This window comes from Cycloclasticus sp. (assembly GCF_019090545.1).
Taxonomy (GTDB): Bacteria; Pseudomonadota; Gammaproteobacteria; order Methylococcales; family Cycloclasticaceae; genus Cycloclasticus; species Cycloclasticus pugetii.
In genome coordinates this window covers 23,211-46,633 of record NZ_JAHRVT010000014.1, presented here as the reverse complement: position 1 = coordinate 46,633, position 23,423 = coordinate 23,211, and the positions used below count along the sequence as shown (strand labels likewise).

At 43.6% G+C, this 23,423-nt stretch carries 20 protein-coding genes; 11 read left to right on the top strand and 9 right to left on the bottom strand.

What is annotated here, in order from left to right; genetic code table 11:
- Positions 1-17: 17 nt before the first annotated feature.
- From KUG63_RS03410 to sucC, 3 genes are all read right to left on the bottom strand, one after another.
- On the bottom strand, positions 18-1,640 hold the full coding sequence (locus KUG63_RS03410) for an NAD+ synthase (RefSeq protein WP_287554027.1): 1,623 nt from the start codon (positions 1,638-1,640) through the stop codon (positions 18-20).
- A gap of 88 nt (positions 1,641-1,728) precedes the next feature.
- Complete coding sequence (sucD, locus tag KUG63_RS03405; protein ID WP_015005109.1) at positions 1,729-2,601, bottom strand: succinate--CoA ligase subunit alpha; 873 nt, start codon at positions 2,599-2,601, stop codon at positions 1,729-1,731.
- Positions 2,602-2,615: 14 nt separating this feature from the next.
- Positions 2,616-3,776 (bottom strand): ADP-forming succinate--CoA ligase subunit beta, encoded by a 1,161-nt coding sequence (sucC, locus tag KUG63_RS03400; RefSeq protein WP_287554026.1) that lies wholly within the window; start codon positions 3,774-3,776, stop codon positions 2,616-2,618.
- 95 nt (positions 3,777-3,871) lie between these two features.
- Between sucC and KUG63_RS03395 the strand changes: the two genes are divergently transcribed.
- From KUG63_RS03395 to KUG63_RS03380, 4 genes are all read left to right on the top strand, one after another.
- Positions 3,872-5,503 carry a sensor histidine kinase gene (locus KUG63_RS03395; RefSeq protein WP_015005107.1) on the top strand — a complete coding sequence of 544 codons (1,632 nt, stop codon included), beginning with the start codon at positions 3,872-3,874 and terminating at the stop codon, positions 5,501-5,503.
- 6 nt (positions 5,504-5,509) lie between these two features.
- Positions 5,510-6,880 (top strand): sigma-54-dependent transcriptional regulator, encoded by a 1,371-nt coding sequence (locus KUG63_RS03390; RefSeq protein ID WP_287554024.1) that lies wholly within the window; start codon positions 5,510-5,512, stop codon positions 6,878-6,880.
- Positions 6,881-7,077: 197 nt separating this feature from the next.
- Positions 7,078-7,671: a pilin gene (locus KUG63_RS03385; protein ID WP_287554023.1), complete on the top strand. Its 594-nt coding sequence runs from the start codon at positions 7,078-7,080 to the stop codon at positions 7,669-7,671.
- Between the two features lie 44 nt (positions 7,672-7,715).
- On the top strand, positions 7,716-9,641 hold the full coding sequence (locus KUG63_RS03380) for a tetratricopeptide repeat protein (RefSeq protein WP_287554022.1): 1,926 nt from the start codon (positions 7,716-7,718) through the stop codon (positions 9,639-9,641).
- A 118-nt stretch (positions 9,642-9,759) separates the two neighbouring features.
- On the opposite strand, the gene nadA is transcribed toward KUG63_RS03380, so the two are convergent.
- The 3 genes from nadA to KUG63_RS03365 form a co-directional block, all read right to left on the bottom strand.
- Positions 9,760-10,848, bottom strand: coding sequence for a quinolinate synthase NadA (nadA, locus tag KUG63_RS03375; RefSeq protein WP_287554020.1), 1,089 nt, complete (start codon positions 10,846-10,848; stop codon positions 9,760-9,762).
- Between the two features lie 9 nt (positions 10,849-10,857).
- Positions 10,858-12,645 (bottom strand): aspartate--tRNA ligase, encoded by a 1,788-nt coding sequence (gene aspS / locus KUG63_RS03370; RefSeq protein ID WP_015005102.1) that lies wholly within the window; start codon positions 12,643-12,645, stop codon positions 10,858-10,860.
- Between the two features lie 82 nt (positions 12,646-12,727).
- Entirely contained in the window at positions 12,728-12,964 is a 237-nt protein-coding gene (locus KUG63_RS03365; protein ID WP_015005101.1) for an FmdB family zinc ribbon protein, read from the bottom strand.
- Between the two features lie 151 nt (positions 12,965-13,115).
- Here KUG63_RS03365 and pyrC point away from each other — a divergent pair, with 151 nt between their 5' ends.
- Positions 13,116-14,147, top strand: a complete 1,032-nt coding sequence (gene pyrC / locus KUG63_RS03360; RefSeq protein WP_015005100.1) for a dihydroorotase — start codon at positions 13,116-13,118, stop codon at positions 14,145-14,147.
- Between the two features lie 66 nt (positions 14,148-14,213).
- On the opposite strand, the gene KUG63_RS03355 is transcribed toward pyrC, so the two are convergent.
- Positions 14,214-14,948 (bottom strand): VacJ family lipoprotein, encoded by a 735-nt coding sequence (locus tag KUG63_RS03355; RefSeq protein ID WP_020933141.1) that lies wholly within the window; start codon positions 14,946-14,948, stop codon positions 14,214-14,216.
- 101 nt (positions 14,949-15,049) lie between these two features.
- Between KUG63_RS03355 and rnt the strand changes: the two genes are divergently transcribed.
- Complete coding sequence (gene rnt / locus KUG63_RS03350; RefSeq protein ID WP_015005098.1) at positions 15,050-15,673, top strand: ribonuclease T; 624 nt, start codon at positions 15,050-15,052, stop codon at positions 15,671-15,673.
- Here the strand turns inward: rnt and grxD are convergent.
- Positions 15,660-15,977, bottom strand: coding sequence for a Grx4 family monothiol glutaredoxin (gene grxD / locus KUG63_RS03345; protein ID WP_015005097.1), 318 nt, complete (start codon positions 15,975-15,977; stop codon positions 15,660-15,662). The two genes, rnt and grxD, sit on opposite strands and share 14 nt — an antisense overlap.
- A gap of 56 nt (positions 15,978-16,033) precedes the next feature.
- Entirely contained in the window at positions 16,034-17,563 is a 1,530-nt protein-coding gene (locus KUG63_RS03340) for a hydantoinase B/oxoprolinase family protein (RefSeq protein WP_287554017.1), read from the bottom strand.
- 115 nt (positions 17,564-17,678) lie between these two features.
- Here KUG63_RS03340 and KUG63_RS03335 point away from each other — a divergent pair, with 115 nt between their 5' ends.
- The 5 genes from KUG63_RS03335 to argE are packed head-to-tail and all read left to right on the top strand — an operon-like array spanning position 17,679 to position 23,400.
- The gene (locus KUG63_RS03335) at positions 17,679-18,845 is read left to right on the top strand and encodes an aspartate aminotransferase family protein (protein ID WP_015005095.1); all 1,167 of its coding nucleotides are present in this window, start codon (positions 17,679-17,681) and stop codon (positions 18,843-18,845) included.
- A 26-nt stretch (positions 18,846-18,871) separates the two neighbouring features.
- On the top strand, positions 18,872-19,777 hold the full coding sequence (gene argF / locus KUG63_RS03330) for an ornithine carbamoyltransferase (protein ID WP_015005094.1): 906 nt from the start codon (positions 18,872-18,874) through the stop codon (positions 19,775-19,777).
- A 32-nt stretch (positions 19,778-19,809) separates the two neighbouring features.
- Positions 19,810-20,475 (top strand): TIGR04211 family SH3 domain-containing protein, encoded by a 666-nt coding sequence (locus tag KUG63_RS03325; RefSeq protein WP_223253196.1) that lies wholly within the window; start codon positions 19,810-19,812, stop codon positions 20,473-20,475.
- 25 nt (positions 20,476-20,500) lie between these two features.
- Complete coding sequence (gene ilvD / locus KUG63_RS03320; protein WP_015005092.1) at positions 20,501-22,195, top strand: dihydroxy-acid dehydratase; 1,695 nt, start codon at positions 20,501-20,503, stop codon at positions 22,193-22,195.
- 59 nt (positions 22,196-22,254) lie between these two features.
- Positions 22,255-23,400: an acetylornithine deacetylase gene (argE, locus tag KUG63_RS03315; RefSeq protein WP_287554014.1), complete on the top strand. Its 1,146-nt coding sequence runs from the start codon at positions 22,255-22,257 to the stop codon at positions 23,398-23,400.
- Positions 23,401-23,423: the final 23 nt, after the last annotated feature.

Below are 23,423 nucleotides of genomic sequence, written 5' to 3'. Positions count from 1 at the left end.
ACTGAACCGAAGGTGCGTTAATCGTCAGAAAAAAGCACCTTATTAAAGCCCGAGGTCATTGGGAATCGGCGCTCGCGACCAAATGCACGTGAGGTGATTTTAACACCCGGCGGCGCTTGGCGCCGCTTATATTCATTTTGCTCTACCAGCCGAAGTACTCTATCAACAATTGCTGGTTCATAACCTGCATCCAATATCTCTCGCCTCGACTGGTCACGTTCAACATAACGTTCAAGAATATCATCCAACACGGGGTAAGGTGGCAGGCTATCTTCATCTTTTTGATCCGGCGCCAACTCAGCTGAGGGTGGCCGCTCAATCACTCTGTCAGGAATTACTGGCGATTGTTCATTTCGATATTTAGCCAAGGCATATACCATCATTTTGGGCACATCCTTTATCGGCGCAAAACCACCGGCCATATCACCGTAAAGCGTTGCATAACCAACACTCATCTCGCTTTTATTGCCTGTTGTAAGCAGAATTTTTCGCTTCTTGTTTGAAATCGCCATCAACACGACACCACGGCTACGTGCCTGAATATTTTCTTCAGTCACGTCAGCATTTAGGCCTTCAAACGCCGGTTCTAACATTGCTGAAAAAGCGTTGACCGCAGGTTCAATAGAAATAGTTTGATGCTTAACGCCCAAGGCTTCTGCTTGTTTAATCGCATCTTCATTGCTCATATCGGCCGTATATTTTGATGGCATGAGGACCACTTCGACACTATCACCACCTAATGCATCAGCCGCAACAGCCAATACTAAAGCAGAATCTATACCGCCAGACAGACCCAATACCGCTCCTTTAAAGCCATTTTTTGTTACGTAATCACGCACACCCAAAACCAGCGCTTGATAAATGGATTCCAGTTCAGGCAATTGCGCATCTTGCTTCGCCTCCAAAGTTGAGTTGCGTAATGAGTCCAAATCAATATAGTTTATTGACTCAACAAAAGCTGCTGAGCGCTGCACAACCTTGCCTGCTGCATTCATTACAAAAGACGAACCGTCAAACACCAACTCATCCTGCCCACCCACTTGGTTCAGATAAATAATAGGTAAACCGGTTTCCTTCACTCGTGAACATACTGTACGTTCACGTTTTTCAACTTTATTAATCTCAAAAGGCGACGCATTCAAATTAAGAATAAGCGTTGCATCAGACTCGCGTAACTGATCACAGACGCTTGATGACCAGATGTCCTCGCACACACTAAGCCCAATTACCTCTGAGCCTAACTTAAATGTACATGCTTGTGCCCCTGCCTGAAAATAACGTTTTTCGTCAAACACACCATAATTCGGCAATTGCTGCTTTCGGTAATTGGCCACTAACTCACCGGCTTGCAAAACAGCAACACTATTAAATAATACGCCTTCGCCTTTTTCTGGGTAGCCAATAACAATGGTTAATAAAGGACACTCCGACGATATCCGTTCAAGCTGTTTTTCAACACCGTTAAGAAAGTCATTTCGAAGCAGTAAGTCTTCTGGTGGATAACCGGTTATCGCTAACTCAGGAAAAACGATTGCAAGGGCCTGCTCGCTCACCGCTTGCTGGCAAAACTCAAGGATACGATTGGCATTGCCTACTAAATCGCCAACAATAGGGTTAAATTGTACTAAGGCTAATTTCATAACAGCTTATTCCTAATTTCTTACTAGCATAAAAAAGGGCTGTATAGTTTACAGCCCTTTTTACACTACTTTAAATTTTAACGCTCAGTTAGCCTAAAATTTCCTTCATTTTTGCGCCCATCTCAGTGGGTGATTTCACAATGTGAACACCCGCTTCTTCTAAAGCCGCAAACTTCGCTTCAGCGGTACCTTGACCACCAGAAACAATCGCACCAGCATGGCCCATGCGTTTACCCGGAGGCGCTGTAACACCCGCAATATAACCAACAACAGGCTTCGTTACATTGTTTTTGATGTATTCTGCAGCTTCTTCTTCCGCCGTTCCGCCAATTTCACCCACCATGATAATACCCTTGGTATTCTCATCGGCTTCGAAACGTGAAATAACGTCAATAAAGTTCATCCCATGAATCGGGTCACCACCAATACCTACACAAGTACTTTGACCTAAGCCAGCAGAGGTTGTTTGATGAACGGCTTCATAAGTAAGCGTACCTGAACGTGACACCACACCGATACTACCAGCTTGATGAATAAAGCCAGGCATAATGCCAATTTTACACTCACCTGGAGTAATAACACCTGGGCAGTTAGGGCCAATTAGCACTACGTTTTCATATTGCTCAAGCGATGCCTTCACTTTCAACATATCCAATACAGGAATACCTTCCGTGATACACACGATCACTTCAATACCTGCAGCTGCAGCTTCTAAAATAGCATCCGCAGCGAACGGAGGTGGCACGTAAATCATTGTTGCAGTTGCACCGGTTTCCTTAACCGCATCAGCAACGGTGTTAAAAACAGGTAAATCTAAATGTTTTTCGCCACCACGACCTGGCGTAACCCCACCGACAACTTTTGTTCCATAGGCAATTGCTTGCTCGGAGTGGAATGTCCCCTGTTTACCTGTAAAACCTTGGCAAATTACTTTTGTGTCTTTATTAATTAAAATACTCATCGTATACCCCTAAATTAAGATGCTGCTTTAACAGCGGCTTTAGCAGCCAAGGTTAAATCATCAGCGGCAATAATATCTAAACCAGAATCTTTCAATAGCTGACGCCCTTGATCGGCATTAGTGCCTTCTAAACGAACCACTACCGGTACGCTAACACCTACCTCTTTAACCGCTTCAATAATACCTTCAGCAATTAAGTTACAACGAACGATGCCGCCAAAAATATTCACTAACACTACTTTTACTTTGTCATCAGACAAAATAAGTTTAAACGCTTCAGCCACACGTTCAGCTGTTGCGCCACCACCTACATCTAAGAAGTTAGCGGGGAAACCACCTTCCAATTTAACTAAGTCCATAGTCGCCATCGCTAAACCTGCACCATTCACCATGCAACCAATGCTGCCGTTCAACGTAATATAGTTCAACTCATGTTGTTGTGCTGCATGCTCTTTTTCATCTTCTTGCGACGGATCACGCATGGCAACCATATCGGCGTTACGATAAGCGGCGTTATCATCTAAATTAACTTTTGCATCTAGTGCGACTAAGTCACCATCTCCATTAACAATTAGTGGGTTGATTTCAACTTGGCTCGCATCTTTTGCCCAAAAAACGGCTAAAATGCCAGACATGACTTTAAACAGCTGCCCAACTTGTTTGCCTTTAAGCCCCATTTTAAAAGCTATATCGCGCGCTTGATACGGCTGTAAGCCAGCAACAGGATCAACGGCTGCTAATAAAATTTTCTCTGGTGTTTCTTCCGCCACTTCTTCAATGTCCATACCGCCTGCTTCAGAAGCCATAAACATAATACGTCTTGTACCACGGTCTACCACTGCACTTAAATACAACTCGCGTTCAATGGGCTTTACTTCTTCAACAATCAACGTTTCAATCGGCAAGCCTTCAGCATCGGTTTGTGGTGTTACTAAACGTGAACCCAATAACTTTTTGCTAAACGCTTCTACTTCGTCCATACCTTTACATAGCTTCACACCACCAGCCTTACCACGACCACCCGCATGCACTTGAGCTTTAACAACCCAGCAATCACCGCCTAATTCTTTAGCAACATTAACGGCCTCTTTTACTGACCGCGCTGGCTTCCCTTCTGGAACGGCCACGCCATATTCAGCAAACACCTGTTTTGCTTGGTATTCATGTAAATTCATTCAAATTCCTCTATGATTAATTTTTGTTAGTCACTTAACCAGTCCATTCTAATAGATTTCACAATTTAATTCAGCCAGACACTTAAATTTACGCCATGCATTCTGCACCGAAACAAAGCGAATTCGTCAAAACATGTCCATTTGGGAGCGGTTTTTACCTGCCTGCTGAACAAGCCTGGCGAACGCTTAAAGTGTTCCATGCCTACCAATTAGTATTGTCTAGTGCATTTTTTACTTTATTTGCCAGTCACACTGGGCCTTCGATTTTTGGCCAAAGCAACCCGGGGCTCTTTCAAGCAGTTAGCCTGACTTATTTTGCACTCACCCTATTTAGCACTGTCTTTATTCGCAAACCGTATATTGCATACACGCGACAGGTACAGTTTAAAATTATTGCCGACATTATCTTCTTAACCTTTCTGATGCATGCTAGTGGCGGCATTACTAGTGGCTTAGGGGTTCTGCTCGCCGTCAGCGTTGCCGCTGGCGGTTTATTGGCTGGCGGGCAATGCACCTTAGTTTTTGCTGCGATGGCCACTTTCGCTGTGCTTGGCGAGCAATTGTATGCTGACCTCACCGGTATTTTTGCAAAAACCGCTTATACCTATGGCGGCGTGCTAAGCGCCTCTTTTTTCACTATTTCAATCCTTGCGTTAGTACTTGCAAAGCGCGTTGAAAAATCAGAGCAAATAGCCCAGTTACAAAGCCGAGAAATTGATGAACTTATTCATTTAAATGATTACATTATTAAACACCTTCAATCTGGCATCATCGTTGTTGACCACCACAATAAAGTACGCCTTGCTAATGATGCTGCCAAGACTCTCATTGAGCACCCCATTAGTATTGGCGCAGCCTTGTCAGACATATCGCCTGAGTGTTGGCAATTATTTACTCGCTGGTTAAGAGACCCTAACCAAAGCAGTGCCGATATTGCCGCAAGCGCCCACTCACCTCGAACTAAGCTGCGCTTCAGCCAATTACACAACCTTGCTGACAACGCCTACATCATTTTTTTGGATGATCTTTCAACCATTGAGCTACAGGTGCAACAAGAAAAACTCGCTTCGCTGGGTCGACTTACCGCGAGCATTGCGCACGAAATTAGAAACCCTCTCGGTGCTATTAGCCATGCCGGCGAGCTATTATCCGAATCCACCTCTATTAAAAAAGAAGACCTACGACTACTCGATATTATCCATAACCATACCAATAGGGTGAACAGTATTGTAAAAAGCATACTCCAACTTTCACGACAAGAAGATAGCCACATTGAAACTATCAAACTCGACAAGTGGATTGCCGATTTTGATAAAGAGTTTATGGAACAGTTCGGTTTGCAAACCTCTCCCATACAAATCAACATTGCTCAGAACGTTAAAACCATTCAATTTGACAATAACCATTTAAAACAAATTATCGACAACCTTTGTAGCAACGCTCTAAAATATGGCCAACTTGTCGACAAACAACAAATAATTTATATGCAGATAGGCATAAGTCCTATCAATCAACAGGTTTACATCTCAATCACTGATGCAGGTAAAGGCATGGACGAAACCACAGCAGAACAAATTTTTGAGCCCTTTTTCACAACATCCCCTTCAGGAACAGGGCTTGGGCTTTACATCTCCAGTCAACTAGCCGAACTTAACCATGCTAAATTAAGTTACCAAGCCAACCCCAATGGTGGTAGTTGCTTCACCCTTTTATTTAAACATTCTTAACAGATAATGCCGCAAACACTTGCCCTTATTGTCGACGATGAACCAGACATTTTAGAGTTACTGGAAATCACCCTGTCACGCATGGGCATCGCCAGTAAACCAGCACACGACCTTAGCGAAGCTAAGCTGCTGTTAAAGACCCACTCTTTTGATATTTGCCTAACTGACCTGCAATTACCAGACGGTAACGGCTTAGAGCTGGTTAAGCATGTACAAACACACTACCCCAGCACACCCACCGCTGTTATTAGCGCTTTTGGCAGTATGGAAGTTGCTATCAAAGCCCTCAAGCTGGGTGCCTTTGATTTTGTTTCCAAACCGGTTGACTTAAAAAGCTTAAAAAACCTTGTTAGCTCCGCCATAAAAATTAACGATACTGTTGAACCTGTTGATCGACGAAGTCGCGATCAATTATTAGGAGACTCTGTGATGATGGCTAACGTACGCGCCAAAATTGCAAAGCTTGCTCGCAGCCAAGCACCCATTTATATCAGTGGTGAATCAGGCACCGGTAAAGAATTAGTTGCCAAGCTAATTCATGAAAAAGGCCCTCGGGCCAATCAAGCTTTTGTCCCCATTAACTGCGGCGCCATCCCCCATGAACTGATGGAAAGTGAGTTTTTTGGCCATAAAAAAGGCAGTTTTACCGGCGCTATCGCTGATAAAAAGGGGCTATTCCAACTTGCTCATGGTGGCACTTTATTTTTAGATGAGATCGCCGACCTCCCTCTACACATGCAAGTTAAACTATTACGGGCCATACAAGAAAAGTCCATCCGCCCCATCGGCAGTGACACTGAAACCGTGATCGACACCAGGATTTTGTGTGCCACTCATAAAAACTTAAGCGAACTCGTTGAAAAAGGGAGCTTTCGACAAGATTTATATTACCGGATTAATGTCATCGAACTCCCTTTGCCAGCCCTGCGCGAACGCAAGGAAGACATCCAGCAGCTCGCCACCCATATTTTACAAAAATTAAATACCGAACATGGCAATACTATTATAAGCCTTAGTGAAAATGCGCTAAAAGCCCTAACAAAGTACCCCTTCCCTGGCAATGTACGCGAACTAGAAAATATACTCGAACGCGCATTTACCCTATGTGAAAACGGGCTTATTCACCAGGCAGATTTACAGCTGCCCGAAACTCCGCATAACATACCTAACTCAATCAATACCCCAGCGTCATCGCCCAATGCAAGTGACGAATCATCAGACGCACCATTGGAAGATTACCTTGGCACATTGGAAAAAGAAGCCATCGTCAATGCATTAGAAAAAACACGCTGGAACAAAACAGCCGCAGCAAAAGACCTAGGTATTACCTTTCGTGCCTTACGATACCGACTAAAAAAACTAGGTTTAGACACTTAAGCACTAAGTGACCCTCAGCGTCACTTTATGACATAAAACACTTTAGAAAGATGTAGACGAAAAATTAAAAAAAACTATTTTAAACAAACAAAATCAATAGGTTATTAGCATCATTTATTAAATTAAGATAAGCGGCACACAAAATGCTTTATACTTTTTGCAATATAAATTTATGACATATTAATAAGGATATCAACATGAAAAATCTACAAACAATAAAACATAACGCTCAAAAAGGCTTCACTTTGATCGAGCTCATGATCGTGGTTGCCATTATCGGTATTTTAGCCGCCTTGGCTATTCCTGCTTATACAGACTATACAATTAAATCTCGCGTTGGCGAGGGAGCATCTCTTTCCGGCTCATACAAAACTGCGATGGAGATTTTTTGGAGCGAAAATGGAACCCTTCAGGGTGCATATAATTCTAGCAGCCCCGCAGGAAACTCAAGCCTTGGTCTTAGCTCCTTATCTAGCCAATATGTTAGCGACATCAGCATATCTGGAACGGACACTCTACCTACCATTACTGTTCAGCTACGAACATTGAACTCCTTAGGGGCTGCAACGGGAAAGTGCTTTCAGTACATACCTTATTTAAGTACCGCTACTACTAGCAACCTTACTTGGTCTGTAGCAGGTGCCACTGCCGACACCACTGCTCTTGCCCCTGCTAGTCCAGTTTTAGTCGATAAATCAACAGCAGCAACACTTGCAAACACAACTGTAGTAGACGGAACTGACTGCACTACCACAAATGGTATACCTACTAAGTTTAAACCTAAACGTTAATAGCTAATTCTGGCCGAAAGGCGGCTAATATAGCCGCCTTTTTTATGGTTATAAAAAAACATCAATTATTAACCCTCTTTTTTGTCCTACTTACATGTAGCGCTGTTTATTCGCCGGGTATTTTTGGACCCTTTGTCTTTGATGACCAAGGTAGCATTTTAGATAACTCTCTCATCCATATTTCTGAACTTAGCGCTGAAAGCATCATTGGCAGCGCACAATCAGGTACCGCTGGCCCGCTAAAAAGACCCATTCCGATGGTCAGTTTTGCTTTAAATTATTTTTTTGCTGACGGACTCTATGCGCCAGCATTTAAAATCACCAATATAATTATCCATGCCATCAATAGCTTTTTGATTTTCTTTTTGTGTTTTAGACTAGTTGGCATAACAAATAACACAGCTCACCATAAATATACGTCCCCTTTTTACATGGCGTTATTTATCGCAAGCTTATGGGCCTTACACCCCATCAATCTAACAAGCGTACTTTATATTGTGCAGCGCATGACATCCCTCGCTGCACTATTTAGCCTTATTTCAATAATATTGTATTTAAAAGGTCGCCACGCACTAACCCATCAGCACTCTCGCTTTTCTTATACCAACCTTTTCACACTAAGCTTCGCGAGTTGGGTGCTCGCCCTATTGAGTAAAGAAAACGCAGCCTCACTGCCGCTACTCATTTTATTGATAGAACTGCTGCTTTTTCAAAACCCCATCCTGCTAAATTTACCCCGTAAGTGCAATGCGTTAACAAGGACTCTATTAACAACTGCATTCATCTACTGTATCTTTACAATATTTACTTTCGCCCAGTCTGGCTACCAGGCTCGTTCTTTTACAATCTACGAGCGATTATTAACAGAAACCAGAGTTATTAGCTCTTACCTGTATATGATCACAATACCAAAGATAAACTCATTTAGTTTATTTCATGATGACAAAGTTATCTCAACGTCAATTACATCTCCCATTAGTACGCTGAGCTCGATATTTTTTTTATTCGCCCTTGCCTTTATCGCTGTAAAATTTCGTAAGAAGAACCCCTTATTTTCATTTGGGATTGCATGGTTCTTTACCGGGCACCTCATTGAATCAAGTATTATTGCTTTAGAAATAATGCATGAGCATCGGAACTATTTACCCTCTTTTGGCATCCTCCTTAGTCTTTATTCTCTAATACCTGCCAAGTTCTTTAACCGTTGGAAAATGAATGTACTTTTGGGCTTAATCATGACCGTAGTTGGCGGCACCACATTACTCAAAGCTTATCAATGGAGCTCATTTCAAAATCTCAGCTATTTTGAATCTATTCATAACCCACTGTCTCCAGCTATTCAACTACTTCACAGCAACGTTAATTTAAAAGCTGGGAATAACGATATTGCAGAAGCCGCCATAAAAAAAGCTATTTTACTGGACACTCAAGAAGCCTCTTACCCTCTACATTACCAGTTATTATTGTCTAAATTGGATAGGCCCATTCCTATGGGAATACAACTGGACACATTAGAAAGATTGCGTTTAAAGCAGATAACCCCGTCCACTAAAAGCATCTTAATCACCATTTCAAATTGTTTAATCAACAAAAGCTGCTTAGCCTTACTTCCAAACTATATGGAATGGCTTATGGTGTTAACGCAGGACGCACCTGAGGTTGCCTTTTATCTCTACTTGCAAGGTAAAGGGTTCCAAGCTGAAGGCAATCAAGTAGCTGCCCTAAATGCATTTCAGAAAGCTCACGAAAAAGACGCTCATTACCTTCAACCTTTATTTAGGATAATTAGCATCTTAATAACCAACCATCAATTCGATGCCGCAGAAAAGGTTCTTTCTTTAGCTGAGTTGAAAAACAAAGGAGCAAAAATACCTCTTAACAACGCTCTTAAAAGTGTCAGGCGCGAGCTTGACTCTATAAGAGAAAAGAAAAAAGAAAACAATGGGGTCAGCCAGCTTGATCAGCCGTGATTTACCGAAAACGGCTCTCCTGGCTCAACAAAACTTTAAAACTATTGAGCATCATGCTTCAGCAGCAACCAACTTTGGCCGTCGCATGGTAGATAATTTACGTTTTGAGGTTAAACTCTCAAAAAAGTGAAAGCATATTATCGAGCGATTTTTTAGCCATGAGTTTATCGCCATCATTTACTTGTATTTGATTAACGACGATCCCTTCAACCAAGTTCTCCAGCACCCATGCTAAGTGCTGTGGATCGGTTCTAAACATAGTTGAACACATAGCAACGGTTGGCGACATAAAATGAACTTGCTTGCCTTGGTCTTTCACTTCTTCCTTAAGACGATTGACTAGGTTCAGCTCTGTTGCAATCAGCCATTGCGTATTCGCTTTACCTTCACGAACCGTTTTTAAAATAGCTTCGGTTGAGCCAACATGATCCGCTTTCTCGCACACTTCAAAATTGGCTTCTGGGTGCGCCACAACAATTGCATTCGGGTTTTTCTTTTTAAAGTCATCAATTTGATTATCTTGAAACATTTGATGCACAGAACAAAACCCTTTCCAAAGAATCATCTTTGCATTTTCAATTTGTTCTTTTGTTAAGCCACCCATCGGTTGATTAAAATCCCAGACAACCATTTCTTCAAGTGGGATCCCCATGCGATAACCGGTATTTCTACCCAAGTGCTCATCGGGGAAAAATAATATTTTTTCACGCTTTTCGAAACACCACTCTAATACTTGCTGCGCGTTGGATGATGTACAAACAATGCCCTCATGCTGCCCACAAAAGGCCTTTAAGTCCGCGGCTGAATTAATGTAAGTAACGGGCGTTACTTGCTCATCTGCATTGATCAGAGTATTTAATTCTTTCCAACTACGCTCTACATTGGCACGGTTTGCCATATCTGCCATAGAGCAGCCAGCTGCTAGATCTGGTAACACTGTTATTTGTTCTGGGCGTGACAGTATATCTGACACCTCCGCCATAAAATGTACGCCACAAAACACAATATATTCTGCTTTAGACTCTGCTGCATACTTAGACAGCTTAAGTGAGTCACCACTTACATCGGCGTGTTTAAACACCTCATTACGCTGATAATGGTGGCCTAAAATGACACATCGCTCACCCAGTTTTTCTTTAGCTGCTTGAATGCGTTGGTCACATTCTTCGTCGCTCAATAATGAATAATTTTGTATAGCAAGTGCCATCACAGATCCTTATTTTTCTTCAACCACAGGGGGTTTTCTTAAACGAATACCAAGCTCCTTTAACTGAGCATCACTAACCGTCGCCGGTGCAGATGTCAACGGGCATGCAGCTGTTTGTGTTTTAGGGAACGCCATTACGTCACGAATAGTCGATGCACCTGACATCAGCATCACCAAGCGATCTAAACCAAACGCCATACCGCCATGTGGAGGGCACCCATACTTTAAGGCATCCAACAGGAAGCCAAACTTTTCTTGTGATTCCACTGCGTCCATTCCTAGCAAATCAAATACCACTTGCTGCATATCGGTTTTATGAATACGGATGGAGCCACCACCTACTTCAGTACCGTTAAGCACTAAATCGTACGCTCTAGACAAGGCCTTACCTGTATTCGCTTTAAGCTCATCAGCATCACAAGAAGGTGCAGTAAATGGGTGATGAATAGCATTCCAACGACTTGATTTTTCATCCCAGTCGAACATTGGGAAATCAACGACCCAAACAGGTTTCCAATCACCTTCCAATAGCCCCTGATCTTGACCAATTTTGTCACGTAAAGCGCCCAATGCTTCATTAACAACCTTAGTTTTATCGGCTCCAAAGAAAACAATGTCCCCTGTTTGTGCGCCAGTTCTGTCCATGATGTTTTCAACTACATCATCAGGCAGGAATTTTAAAATAGGCGATTGCAGCCCTTCAATACCAGCCGCACGATCATTAACTTTGATATACGCCAAACCCTTTGCGCCATAAATGCTAACAAATTTAGTGTAACCATCGATATCCTTACGGCTCAGGCTACTCGCTCCTGGCACACGAAGCGCCGCCACACGGCCATCATCACTATTTGCCGGGCCAGAAAATACTTTAAATTCAACCGCTGCCATCAAATCAGCTACATCAGTTAACACCAATGGGTTACGCAAGTCAGGACGGTCAGTGCCATACACATCCATAGCTTTTTCGTACGTCATCTGCGGAAATTGCTCTGGTAATTTCACATTGATAACCTCGTTAAATAAACGCCTAACCATGCCTTCCATTAAGCCCATTATCTCGCCTTCATCCATAAAAGAAGTTTCGATATCTAGCTGGGTAAATTCTGGCTGACGATCCGCTCTAAGGTCTTCATCACGAAAGCAACGTACAACTTGATAGTAGCGATCCATACCAGCAATCATAAGCAGCTGCTTAAACAACTGTGGCGATTGAGGCAGGGCAAAAAAACTATTCTCATGCGTACGGCTCGGCACCAAGTAATCACGCGCACCTTCCGGCGTTGCTTTTGTTAAGAAAGGCGTTTCAATTTCGTAGAAACCCTCGTCTTCTAAAAAGCGACGTAAATTAAGCGTTACATCGCGTCGCAAGCGAATTTTTTCTAGCATTTCTGGGCGACGCAAATCTATATAACGGTAACGTAAACGCGTTTCTTCGTTCACTTCAATATCGCCATCAACTTGAATTGGCGTGGTTTCTGAACGATTAAGAATTTCTAGCTCTAACCCTAATAACTCAACCTTACCGGTTTTCATTTTAGGGTTAATAGTACCTTCTGGTCGCGGGCGAACACGGCCTTTTAGTTTTAATACATACTCACCACGCACGCTTTCGGCAATGGCAAAAGAATCAGCGCGATCTGGATCAAACACCACTTGTACAATACCTTCACGGTCACGTAAATCGATAAAAATGACGCCACCATGGTCGCGCCGTCTATGTACCCAACCACAAATCTCAACTTCCTGCCCTAAGTGGTTTTCGTTAATGTCACCACAATAATGACTACGCATCATCTTTATTTCCTTACCGTTATGTTTTTTTGAGTAGCCTGACAGTTATCACGCTAGATATACCTTTTTCAGAAAAGGCCTGTAATTATTTAGTCTCGCTCGACTTTTTTGATGAGCCTTCTGCTAAATTCTTCTTTTTTCCACTTTTAAAGTCTGTTTCATACCAGCCGTCGCCTTTTAAACGAAAGCCTGAGGCTGACATAAGCTTGCTCAATGCATCTTCCCCACATTCAGGGCACTTTGTTAATGGCGCATCACTTATTTTACGCAATGCTTCACAACGATGCTTACATGCATCGCATTGGTATTCATATATAGGCATATTTCTTTCACTCCAAATACTGATCGGTTGTTCTTGTTATACGCTTGCACTAAACACAACTGGGTATTTTCAATGATTTACGAGGTCTATAGCAAGCAATGTATGTAAAATAAACGCACTTTTATAGCTTCATCATGCGATTGATACAAATATGACGACTCAACTGACCATTACTAAACCAGACGATTGGCATTTACATTTACGCGACGGCCCCGCCCTCAACACAACGGTTGCTTTTAGTGCCCGGCAGTTTCAACGTGCCATTGTGATGCCTAATTTGGCACAACCTATTGTTAATGCTGAACGAGCCAGTGCTTATCGACAACGAATTTTAGACGCTTTACCAGAAAAAAGCAGCTTTCAACCATTGATGACGATCTACCTCACCAACGACACCTCGATCGAAGACATCAAACAGGCCAGCCAAAGTGACTATATTTTTGCAGCAAAACTATACCCCGCAGGCGCCACCACTAACTCATCTAACGGTGTCGCAGATGTATCTGCACTCTTTCCTGTGTTAGAAGAAATGCAAAAACATGATCTCCCGTTATTGGTCCATGCAGAGGTCACCGATACAGATATTGATATTTTTGACCGGGAAAAAGCCTTTATCGATAAATACCTTACCTCTATCAGAAAGACATTTCCTGAGCTACGCATTGTTTTAGAACATGCCACAACGCAGCAGTCCGTTGATTTTGTACTTGAAAACAACTACACCGCCGCCACGTTGACACCACAACACCTCCTTTTCAACCGTAACGACTTATTAGCGGGCGGCATCCGTCCACACAATTACTGCCTACCCATCTTAAAACGTGAAACACATAGGCAAGCATTGATTAAAGCGGCCACCAGTGGCAACCCGAAATTCTTTTTAGGCACCGACAGCGCCCCCCACGCAACAACGGCTAAAGAAAACCAGTGCGGCTGCGCAGGTTGCTTTACTGCTTATGCCGCTATTGAGCTTTATGCAGAGGCCTTTGAGAAAGAAGGCGCTCTAAATAAGCTGGAGGGGTTCAGTAGTTTTTATGGGCCCGATTTTTATCGCTTACCAAGAAACAAACAGACGTTGACACTCAGCAAAGAAAGCTGGCAAGCACCGCCTAGCTATTCTTTTGGCACACAATCGTTAACGCCTTTTCGTCAGGAAACCCCTTTACAGTGGAAAATAAAATAACCTTTAGGCTGTAGCTAAAGCAATAAAAAAAGCCCCGTTTAAACGGGGCTTTTTTGTGTACTCTAATTATTCGTCATCGAAAATATCTTCATCATCCAACGGAGGGTTTCCATCGTAAATTAAATAATTACGACGCTGGAAGTGCGCACTCCTTTCAAACTCATATGGGTCTAACGCAGCTTGGTCTGCAATTTTCTTTGCTCTAATCAAATCAGCGCGGGTATCTACACCTTTGAGCACCATCGTCGCCCACCTTGCATCAGAATCATCAATTTGCTGAATAGGGTCAACAAACGTATCTGCATAAATACCTAGCGTGTCACGCAACGTACTTGACCCTAAAATAGGCAGCACAACATATGGCCCTGTGCCTACGCCGTAAGCCCCTAATGTTTGCCCAAAATCTTCATTGTTTTTTGGCATCCCCATGTCAGTAGCCATATCAACAAAACCAAGCACACCCACCGTTGTGTTAACTAGCACACGACCACCATCCGACAAGGCTTGATTAAACTTAAGCTGTAGAATGTCATTAACAAATACCACCACGTCATCTAAATTACTAAAGAAGTTCGTAATGCTTTGGTCGACAATATCAGGTGTTACATACTGGTAACCTTTTGCAACAGGCTCAAGAACATATTCATCTGCTTTTTGATTAAACTTGTACACCCCCCTATTCACAAACTCTAAAGGGTCATTTTCTTCTTGTGAGGTTAGCGATGCACAGCCGGACAATAAAGCCGCCATGGCAACAAACATACACACAATTCCTTTTCTAAAACACACCGATAATCTCATGAGAACTCTTTCTTAGTAATTTTTAATGCAACTTTATAAAGCCGCCAAAGGCTGCTTGACTTATTATAGCGAAATATTCCTAAATTGTTAGTCTAGAGAAAATGCTAAATTCTGATGTAAACACGATGGCCAATCGTTTTCGTAGTTATCTACCAGTCATCGTTGACCTTGAAACCGCCGGATTTAATGCCACAACAGATGCTTTGCTTGAAATGGCAGTTGTCATTCCCGCTATGGACGAATCGGGGCAGCTTATTATTGAATCATCTCATCGTGAGCACATCATCCCCTTTGAAGGCGCTAACCTTGACCCTGCTGCATTAAAGTTCAACGGTATTGACCCGTATCACCCTTTCCGCCTAGCAATTGATGAAAAAGAAGCTCTTAGGAAGTTATTTGCCCCCGTAAGGGCAGCTGTAAAAGCACAACAATGCACCCGTGCTATTTTGGTTGGGCACAACCCTGCTTTTGATATTGGTTTTATGAATGCCGCGGTAGAACGCACACAAATCAAACGAAATCCTTTTCACCCTTTTAGCACATTTGATACGGCTACTTTAGGTGGGCTCGCATACGGCCAAACGGTATTAGCTAAGGCCGCCAAAGCCGCTGGCATGGACTGGGATAGTGAGCAAGCCCACTCGGCGCTATATGACGCCGAGCAAACCGCTATTTTATTTTGTAAGATCGTTAATCAATGGGATGCCTTTGCTAAGCAGCCTTAATTTTATCCAGCATAGTTTTCAGCTCTCCGCTTTCAAACATTTCAATCATAATATCAGCACCTCCGACTAATTCGCCGTTCACATAAAGCTGAGGGAATGTTGGCCAGCTTGAATATTCTTTCAGGCCTTCGCGTATTTCGTCATCATCAAAAATATTAACGTAAGCAAATTCGACTTCACATGCTTGTAAAATTTGCACCGCCTTACTCGAAAAGCCACACTGCGGAAAATACGGCGTGCCTTTCATATACAATAAAACGGCGTGATTTTTTAGTTGATCTTCTATTCGTTCATTTACAGACATATCGACACCTTTTAAAAACAATTTCTTGAATTATACCCTGAATATTTAGAATAAGTCTAAACTCCATAGCCTCCACCGCCCGGTGTTTTAATTGCCAAGCAGTCACCCACACTAACATCCACGCTAACTTTTGCGGCTAAACGCGTTTCATTTAGCCAGTTTTCACCACACTTTCCTGCCTGCCCACCTAATACCCCCCATGGTTTATGCCTCCTTCGTTCTGTTAACAAAGTAATATGCGCCGGTTTCAAGAACTCTATTTCTCTAATCAACCCATTGCCACCTTTAGTTTTTCCTTCTCCACCCGACCCTCTGCGGACCTGATAACGCTTAACCCTCAGAGGGTAATGCATCTCTAAAGACTCAATAGGCGTGTTTAGGGTATTGGTCATGTGTGTTTGCACCGCCGACAAACCATCAAACAGGGCGCCCCCGCCCATTCCACCACCAATCGTTTCATAGTAATTCCAACTAACACCCTCAGCTTTAGCGCCCATTGCCACATTATTCATGCTGCCGTGGCTAGCGGCCGGAAGCTCTTCTGGAACAGCCTGCGCTAACGCGCCGATCACCACATCCACCAATCGCGTGCTGGTTTCCACATTCCCAGCTGCCACGGCAGCAGGCTTTATCGCATTAATGAACGAACCGTGTTCCGCTATTATTTTAATTCGACGATAAACACCAAAGCACGCCGGAGTATTAACTGGCATTAAGCATCTGAAGACGTAGTAAACAGCCGCCGCCACTACTGATAAAGGACAATTGATATTACCTGCCACCTGGCTGGCCGTACCCGCAAAGTTAGCAATAACCTCGCTGTTATTGATTGTTAAACTGAGTTTGATCTTGATATCTTTAGCACCTAGACCATCATCATCCATGACATCCTCAAAATGATAAACTCCGACTGGAATACGCTGTAATAATTGCAACATCAAACGATCACCATACTCATTAAGGTGTGTTAATGCCCGCTCATATTTCTCAGCACCCATGTCCTCCACAACAGACAATAATCTTTGCGCCCCTCGCTGGTTTGCACTGATTTGCGCATTAAAGTCTCCAGTGGATTCAATCGTATGACGTAATGCCTGCTTTATTTGTTCAAACTCCGCAGATACTTGGTTACCTCGCATAATCTTTGTCGGTGAAATAACCAGCCCCTCTTCATCTAAATGCGTTGCCAATGGCATAGAACCTGGCGATTCGGCACCTATATCGGCATGATGTGCACGATTAGCAACAAATCCAACTCGCCTCCCATTCATATATACAGGGCATACCAGCGTCACGTCAGGCAAATGCGTTCCACCTAAGTAAGGGTCATTAAGTGCCAGCATATCACCAGGCTGCCAATCTACCTGCTCAACAATATCTTGCATTGCGTACGCCATACTGCCTAAATGAACGGGAATATGGGCAGCTTGCGCACACAATTGACCTTGCTCATCAAAAATTGCGCATGAAAAATCCAAACGATCTTTTATGTTTGGCGAAAAGGCTGCCCTCTGTAAAACGGCCCCCATTTCATCGCAAATAGACTCAATTCGACTTGAAAAGATACTTAACTCAATGGCATCCATAGTTGATTAGTTGCTGATTTTCATATAGAGAATTATAATGATAGATCAACAAAATAGGCAGCCAGATTTGGCTGCCTTTGTTTTTGTACCATAATACAACTTGATAAGGTTCGTTATGCACCACCATATTATGCCAACTTACGCTTCAATGCCGGTTCGCTTTCTCAAAGGCGAAGGAGCTTGGCTGTGGGACGAAAACGGCAATAAATACCTTGATGCTCTATCAGGCATTGCTGTTTGTGGTTTAGGTCATGCTCACCCAGAGGTCGCTAGTGCCATCAGTGATCAAGCCCATACGCTAATGCACACCTCGAACCTTTATTATATTGATAAACAAGAAAAACTGGCTGACAAGCTTTGCGAGCTCACTGGCATGAATGATGTTTTTTTTGCTAATTCAGGTGCAGAAGCTAATGAAGCCGCTATTAAAATAGCCCGTCGCTTTGCTCACAGCAAAAATATCCAAAACCCTATTATCGTTACTATGGATAAAAGCTTTCACGGCCGTACATTAGCGACCCTAACAGCAACTGGTAATTTGGCAATAAAAGAGGGCTTCTCGCCGCTTCCAGAGGGCTTTTATCATGCCCCATACAACGACATCAACGCTCTCGACACGCTTTCAAAACAGTTGCCCAATATCGTCGCTGTGCTTGTTGAACCCATCCAAGGTGAAAGTGGGGTTAACATTCCTAGCGCAGACTACCTTAATAAATTAAGTGACTTGTGCGAAAAGAATGACTGGCTACTTATGCTGGATGAAGTGCAAACTGGTGTTGGCCGCACCGGCAGCTTCTTAGCCAGCCAACAAAATGGCATCCAAGCCGACGTTGTTACAATGGCCAAGGCCTTAGGAAATGGCGTACCTATTGGTGCGTGCCTGACGTCTAAAAAAGCCACCGGCTTGCTCACTGCTGGCAGCCATGGCTCAACATTTGGTGGCAACCCACTCGCCTGCGCTGCTGCTTTAAAAGTTATTGAAATTGTAGAACGTGATCAACTCGCCAGCCGCGCCACCCAGCTAGGCACTCAAATGGCTGAAGCATTTAAGTTAAACCTAAAACACTGCGAGCACGTTGTAGAGATTAGGCAAAAAGGGCTAATGATTGGCATTGAGCTATCAACCCCCTGTTTGGACTTGGTCAATAAAGCGCTTGAAAAGAAGTTACTCATTAATGTAGCCGCCGGCAATACGGTGCGATTACTGCCGCCGCTCACTATTAGCGATGATGAAGCCGCACAAATAACCACATTGGTTAGCGACTTGATTATTGCCCACTAACCCATTCTTTCTGTAAAGTATCTATTATGGTGAAACCACGTCATTTTATTACCCTGAACGATTTAAGCGCCGACGAGTTACGCTCAATCATCCAGCGCGCTATCGAATTAAAAAAAATGCGTGTTGATGGCATTATTCATGAGCCCTTAAAGAATAAAGTTCTCGCGATGATTTTTGAAAAATCATCAACCCGCACTCGCATCTCATTTGAAACCGGCATGACGCAGTTCGGTGGTAGCGCATTATTTTTGTCCCCTCGCGACACGCAACTAGGACGAGGCGAACCCATTGCAGATTCTGCGCGTGTAATTTCCCGCATGGTAGACGGTATCATGTTACGTACCAACAACCACGAAACCGTGACTACATTTGCAAGCAACTCCAAAGTGCCTGTGATCAATGGCTTAACCGATCGTTTCCACCCTTGTCAGTTATTGGCCGATTTACAAACCTGGTTTGAATTACGTGGCGATATCAAAGGGAAACGTGTGTGCTGGGTTGGTGATGGAAACAATATGTGCCAATCATATATGAATGCGGCAAAATTACTCGACTTCCAACTCACTATTGCCTGCCCGGTCGGTTACGAACCAGAGCAAGCCTTACTTTCCGCCACGGCTAGTCATGTAGAACTTTTTCAAGATGCTAAACTAGCCGCCCGTGACGCTGACCTTGTTGTCACCGATGTTTGGGCCAGCATGGGGCAAGAAGAAGAGCAAAAAGTACGCGAGCAAGCCTTCAAAGAGTATCAAGTTAATTCAGCACTGATGTCTGTTGCCAAGCCTGATGCTTTATTTATGCATTGTTTACCTGCTCACCGTGGCGAAGAGGTTAGCCCAGAAGTGCTTGACGGAAAACAAAGTGTTGTTTGGGACGAAGCTGAAAATCGCTTGCATGCTCAAAAAGCACTACTAGAATTTTTAATGGAATAATGAATCCAATCCTTACTTATAAAGGTCGTTTTGTGAAAAAAATACTATTGATCCTCACTCTTTTAACAAGTACTGCCATCATGGCGCAACCCGCTTATGTCTCAGATGAGCTCGAAATCATGGTTCGCTCTGGCAAAAGCTCTAAGCACCGTATTATCGCCACACTAAAAAGCGGCAAAATGGTCAACGTGATCGAGACTGACCGACCATCCGGTTATTCAAAAATCAAACTAGGTAACTCGCGCGAAGGCTGGGTTTTATCACGGTTATTAAACAAAACCCCTTCAGCCAAATCTCGTTTAGCCAAGGCTGAAGCCGAGCTGGCAGCGCTTAAAACCAAGTTCAGCGATACCAGCCAACAATTGACTCAGCTGAGCTCAGAAAAAGGCAGCCTAGATACCGAAACATCTGAGTTAAAAGAAATCAACACTGCATTATCACGTGAATTAGCACAATTAAAGGAAACCTCCAGTAATGCCGTGCAAATTCTTGAAGAACGTAACCAGCTTCAACAACGCGTCGTAACGATTGAACGCGAACTAGAAAGCCTGAAAAGAGAAAATGATATGCTGATAAATAGTGACGCGTTAGATTGGTTCCTAGTCGGCTCCGGCGTCTTACTACTTGGTATTATCCTTGGTTTTATACTTCCAAAAGTTAGTTGGCGTAAAAAATCATCTTGGCAATCTTCATTCTAATTAACCCAACTTATACGAGCACAATATGTCAGACAAAAAGAACGATAGCAGAAAATTTTCCTCCCAAGTAGTGGATGGTATGGAACGCGCACCGAGTCGTGCAATGCTTCATGCGGTTGGCTTTAATGATGAAGATTTCAAAAAACCACAAGTCGGCGTCGCCTCCACATGGGCAATGGTGACCCCGTGTAATATGCACATTAATGGCCTAGCCGATGACGCAGCCAAAGGCGTTAATGCAGCCGGTGGTAAAGGGGTTATTTTTAACACCATCACCATTTCTGATGGTATTTCAATGGGCACCGAAGGCATGAAGTACTCGCTGACGTCTCGTGAAGTGATCGCCGATTCGATTGAAACTGTAGTTGGCTGTCAAGGTTTTGATGGTGTTGTTGCTATTGGTGGTTGTGATAAAAACATGCCCGGTTGCATGATTGCATTAGCGCGTCTAAATCGCCCAGCTATTTTTGTTTACGGCGGTACTATTTTATCGGGCTGTCATAAACAACGTAAATTAGATGTCATCTCAGTTTTTGAGGCCGTAGGCGCTCGTGCAAATAACCTGATTGATGACGACGAATTGCACGCCATCGAATCAAAAGCGATTCCTGGTGCTGGCTCATGCGGAGGCATGTACACCGCAAACACCATGGCCTCTGCTATTGAAGCGATGGGCATGAGCTTGCCGAACAGTTCTGCTCAAGCAGCTATTTCAACGGACAAGAAAAAAGATTGTGAAGATGCCGGTAAAGCTGTTTTAAAATTACTAGAGCTCGACATCAAGCCTCGCGATATCATGACCCGTAAAGCCTTTGAAAACGCTATTACCGTTGTGATTGCCCTAGGCGGATCAACCAATGCTGTTCTTCACCTATTAGCAATGGCACATAGCGCCAACGTTGACCTTAAATTAAACGACTTTACCGAAATCGGTAAACGCGTGCCAATGGTCGCCGACTTAAAACCCAGTGGAAAATATTCCATGGGTGAACTAATTGAAATTGGTGGCATTCAACCATTAATGAAAATACTCTTAGATGCTGGTTTATTGCATGGTGATTGTTTAACCGTTACCGGTAAAACGCTAGCTGAAAACTTAGCTGATGTTGCGCCTTACCCAGATGATCAAGATGTTATTCATTCGCTAGACAATGCCATCAAGAAAGACAGTCACCTCGTTGTCCTTCACGGTAACCTTGCCTCCGAAGGCGCTGTCGCTAAAATTACCGGCAAAGAAGGTCTTGGTTTTACAGGAACCGCTCGCGTCTTCGACTCTGAAGAAGATTCGATGGCCAGCATCCTTAGTGGATCCATCAAGGAAGGTGATGTTTTGGTTATTCGCTACGAAGGGCCTAAAGGCGGCCCTGGCATGAGAGAAATGTTAGCGCCAACATCAGCCATTATGGGCAGAGGACTGGGCGATAAAGTTGCCTTTATCACTGATGGCCGTTTTTCTGGTGGAACACATGGTTTTGTTGTGGGCCATATCACTCCCGAGGCGTTTCAAGGTGGGGCTATCGCTATTGTTGAAGATGGCGACACGATTACGATTGATAGCGTAAAAAATGAGTTACGTCTGCACCTAGACGATGAAGTCATTCAACAACGTCTTGCAAATTGGAAACAACCTAAACCGCGTTACACACGTGGCGTTCTTTCCAAATATGCAAAATTGGTCAGTTCAGCTTCAGAAGGCGCTGTGACTGATAAAACCAGCTAATTAGGATGATCCCACTCCTTTTTGGCTTGTACTCATAAGCCTTGATCACACCACTTAATATGCTTGACATGATGCGTGCCTTAATTGGCACGCCATCAGTCAGCAGCACTAATCAGTCGCTCGACCAGAGCAACCTTCCAGTTATTCACTTACTGGCCGATTGGTTAGAAAACCTTGGCTTCACTGTCTCAGTTGAACCGCTTTCAAACCACCCCGGAAAAGCCAATCTCATCGCCACCATCGGCCCTAGCCACAAAGGCGCAGATGGCCTGGTCCTTTCCGGGCATACCGATACAGTGCCTTATGATGAACATCACTGGCAACAAGACCCCTTTAAACTTACCGAGAAAAACAACCATTTCTATGGCTTAGGCAGTACTGACATGAAGTCTTTTTTCGCGCTGGCTATCGATGTTGCTTCACGCTTTAATCCTAAGGATTTCAAACGACCACTGACAATACTGGCCACTGCAGACGAAGAAAGCGCAATGACTGGGGCTCAAGCACTCACCAAAAAACAGTTCCATCATGCTAAGTATGCCATTATTGGCGAACCCACTGGGTTAACACCCATTCGCATGCATAAAGGTGTGATGATGGAGTCTCTTGTTGTTACCGGGCAAGCTGGCCACTCTAGCAACCCTAATTTAGGCGCTAGCGCCACCGAAGGGATGCATAAAGTCATCAACGAGTTATTAAAATGGCGTGATGACTTACAACGCAAACACCAAAACCCAAGTTTTGCTATAACCTCACCAACGATGAATATCGGATCTATACATGGTGGCGACAACCCCAACAGAATTTGCTCGCACTGCGAAACTCAAATAGATATCAGACCACTACCGGGCATGGATATCGACACGTTAAGGGCCGACCTGCAAAAACGTCTCAACAACATACTTTCTATCGACAGTAAACTGACGCTAGCTCATCGCCCTATTTTTGCTGGCGTACCGGCCTTTGAAACAGCCGCTAATGCAAAACTGACTCAAATGGTCGAGTCTCTGACTGGCAAAAAAGCCGAAGCAGTTGCCTTTGGCACAGAAGCACCTTTTCTTAATAGACTTGGCCTTGAGACCCTCGTCGTCGGACCAGGGAACATTGACCAGGCTCACCAAGCCAATGAATACATTCCTGCGGATCAAATAACGCCTTATTGCAACTTTATGCAAAAATTAATCTCTAATATTTGCATAAAATAGGCTTTTAATTGCAAAAAATTAAT

Bases quoted from the DNA above. Each gene is read 5' to 3' on its own strand.
- KUG63_RS03385 (WP_287554023.1), top strand. From the start codon at position 7,078: ATGAAAAATCTACAAACAATAAAACATAACGCTCAAAAAGGCTTCACT.
- KUG63_RS03365 (WP_015005101.1), bottom strand. From the start codon at position 12,964: ATGCCTATATATGAATACCAATGCGATGCATGTAAGCATCGTTGTGAA.
- grxD (WP_015005097.1), bottom strand. From the start codon at position 15,977: ATGTCTGTAAATGAACGAATAGAAGATCAACTAAAAAATCACGCCGTT.
- nadA (WP_287554020.1), bottom strand. From the start codon at position 10,848: ATGGCACTTGCTATACAAAATTATTCATTATTGAGCGACGAAGAATGT.
- KUG63_RS03335 (WP_015005095.1), top strand. From the start codon at position 17,679: ATGCACCACCATATTATGCCAACTTACGCTTCAATGCCGGTTCGCTTT.
- KUG63_RS03410 (WP_287554027.1), bottom strand. From the start codon at position 1,640: ATGAAATTAGCCTTAGTACAATTTAACCCTATTGTTGGCGATTTAGTA.
- KUG63_RS03380 (WP_287554022.1), top strand. From the start codon at position 7,716: ATGGTTATAAAAAAACATCAATTATTAACCCTCTTTTTTGTCCTACTT.
- KUG63_RS03390 (WP_287554024.1), top strand. From the start codon at position 5,510: ATGCCGCAAACACTTGCCCTTATTGTCGACGATGAACCAGACATTTTA.
- ilvD (WP_015005092.1), top strand. From the start codon at position 20,501: ATGTCAGACAAAAAGAACGATAGCAGAAAATTTTCCTCCCAAGTAGTG.
- aspS (WP_015005102.1), bottom strand. From the start codon at position 12,645: ATGATGCGTAGTCATTATTGTGGTGACATTAACGAAAACCACTTAGGG.
- sucD (WP_015005109.1), bottom strand. From the start codon at position 2,601: ATGAGTATTTTAATTAATAAAGACACAAAAGTAATTTGCCAAGGTTTT.
- pyrC (WP_015005100.1), top strand. From the start codon at position 13,116: ATGACGACTCAACTGACCATTACTAAACCAGACGATTGGCATTTACAT.
- KUG63_RS03355 (WP_020933141.1), bottom strand. From the start codon at position 14,948: ATGAGATTATCGGTGTGTTTTAGAAAAGGAATTGTGTGTATGTTTGTT.
- argE (WP_287554014.1), top strand. From the start codon at position 22,255: ATGCTTGACATGATGCGTGCCTTAATTGGCACGCCATCAGTCAGCAGC.
- rnt (WP_015005098.1), top strand. From the start codon at position 15,050: ATGCTAAATTCTGATGTAAACACGATGGCCAATCGTTTTCGTAGTTAT.
- argF (WP_015005094.1), top strand. From the start codon at position 18,872: ATGGTGAAACCACGTCATTTTATTACCCTGAACGATTTAAGCGCCGAC.
- KUG63_RS03340 (WP_287554017.1), bottom strand. From the start codon at position 17,563: ATGGATGCCATTGAGTTAAGTATCTTTTCAAGTCGAATTGAGTCTATT.
- KUG63_RS03395 (WP_015005107.1), top strand. From the start codon at position 3,872: ATGCATTCTGCACCGAAACAAAGCGAATTCGTCAAAACATGTCCATTT.
- sucC (WP_287554026.1), bottom strand. From the start codon at position 3,776: ATGAATTTACATGAATACCAAGCAAAACAGGTGTTTGCTGAATATGGC.